This is a genomic window from Cellulomonas sp. P5_C6 (genome assembly GCF_054049635.1).
Map to the genome: position 1 here is coordinate 1 of NZ_JBFULZ010000353.1, position 1618 is coordinate 1618.

At 73.2% G+C, this 1618-nt stretch carries 1 protein-coding gene and 1 pseudogene; one reads left to right on the forward strand and one right to left on the reverse strand.

The features are described from left to right. Positions 1-395 (forward strand): annotated as a pseudogene (gene kgd, locus ACXJKG_RS21035) (multifunctional oxoglutarate decarboxylase/oxoglutarate dehydrogenase thiamine pyrophosphate-binding subunit/dihydrolipoyllysine-residue succinyltransferase subunit); the annotation flags it as partial. A gap of 53 nt (positions 396-448) precedes the next feature. Here kgd and ACXJKG_RS21040 read toward each other — a convergent pair. Then, positions 449-1405: a GlxA family transcriptional regulator gene (locus ACXJKG_RS21040; RefSeq protein WP_456847660.1), complete on the reverse strand. Its 957-nt coding sequence runs from the start codon at positions 1403-1405 to the stop codon at positions 449-451. Positions 1406-1618 lie beyond the last annotated feature (213 nt).

The window sequence follows — 1618 nt, forward strand, 5'->3', positions numbered from 1 at the left end:
GTCCGGTGATCGGCGACGACCTCGCCGCCGCCAAGGCCGGGCAGGTCACCCGCGTGCTGCTCTGCTCGGGCAAGGTCTACTGGGACCTGCTGGCCCACCGCGTGAAGACCGGCGACGAGCAGACCGCCATCGTCCGGATCGAGCAGCTCTACCCGCTCGACGGCGACGGCGCCCGCGCGGCGCTGGCGCCGTTCGACGGTGCCGAGCTGGTGTGGGTGCAGGACGAGCCGCGCAACCAGGGGCCGTGGACGTTCCTGTCCATGCACCTGCCGCAGCTGCTCGGCCGCACGCTCCGGGTGGTCTCGCGCAAGGAGTCGGCGTCGCCGGCGGCCGGGTCCGCGAAGAAGCACCAGGCGCAGCAGGCGACTCTCGTCGAGACCGCCTTCCAGCGCTGACGAACGGCTGATCGAGGCCCGCACCCCCCCTCGGGGTGCGGGCCTCGCTCGTGTCAGCCGACGGCGACCGGCGCGAACGTCCGGCGGTACGCCTGCGGGCTGGTGCCGAGCGTCCGCGCGAAGTGGTGCCGGAGCACGGCCGCGGTGCCGAACCCGCAGAGCCGGGCGATCTCCTCGATGCTCGCGTCGGACCGCTCGAGCATCTCCTGGGCGCGGACCACGCGCTGCCGCGTGACCCAGGCGGCCGGCGTGGTCCCGGTCTCGGCGCGGAACCGGCGGGCGAACGTCCGCTCGGACACGAACGCCCGGGCGGCGAGGTCGGGGACGCTCATCTCCTCCTCGAGGTTCTCCACCATCCAGGCGAGCAGTGGCGCGAGCGTGTCCGCGTCGCACGGCAGCGGCGTGTCGACGTACTGCGCCTGTCCCCCGTCCCGGTGCGGCGGGACCACCATGCGGCGGGCGACGGCCGAGGCCGCGGCGGCGCCGAGCTCGCGGCGGACCAGGTGCAGGCAGGCGTCGATGCCGGCGGCGGTGCCGGCGCTGGTGATCACGTGGTCGTCGTCGACATAGAGGACGGCGGGGTTGAGCCGGGCGGCCGGGAACTGTCGCGACATCTCGTCGGTGTACATCCAGTGGGTGGTGCACTCGCGGCCGTCCAGCAGCCCCGCCTGTCCGAGGGCGAACGAGCCGCTGCAGATGCTGAGCACCCAGGCGCCCCGCGCGTGGGCGTTGCGCAGCGCGTCGAGCACGACCTCGGGCACGTCGCCGGTGTCGCCGTAGGCGGGCACGATGACCAGGTCGACGTCCTTGGTGGCCTCCAGGCCGTGCTCGACGATGATCGAGTAGCCAGCCCCCTTCGTCGGCACCACGCCCGGCTCGATCCCGCACAGCGTGAAGTCGAAGGACGGGCCGCCGGTGTCCCGGCGGTCGATGCCGAAGACCTCGCAGGCGACCCCCAGCTCGAAGGGAGCGACGTTCGGCAGGGCGATGGCGGCGACGGAACGGAGCATGCGCCCAGCATCGGCACGGCGTGGCGGAATGTCAACGGTAGGCGTCAGTTCTGCCACTCGTGGCGCGTTATCCACGGGCGCAGACTTTCTGCCATGACCACCTTCTGGATCGTCCTCGCACTCGCCGGAGCGGCCTGGCTGGTCGCCCGTCTGGTCGTCACGCTGCGCCGCGACGGCCTCGGCTCCGCCCAGCCGCCCGCCTCCCACTCGGAC

Bases quoted from the DNA above. Each gene is read 5' to 3' on its own strand.
- ACXJKG_RS21040 (WP_456847660.1), bottom strand. From the start codon at position 1,405: ATGCTCCGTTCCGTCGCCGCCATCGCCCTGCCGAACGTCGCTCCCTTC.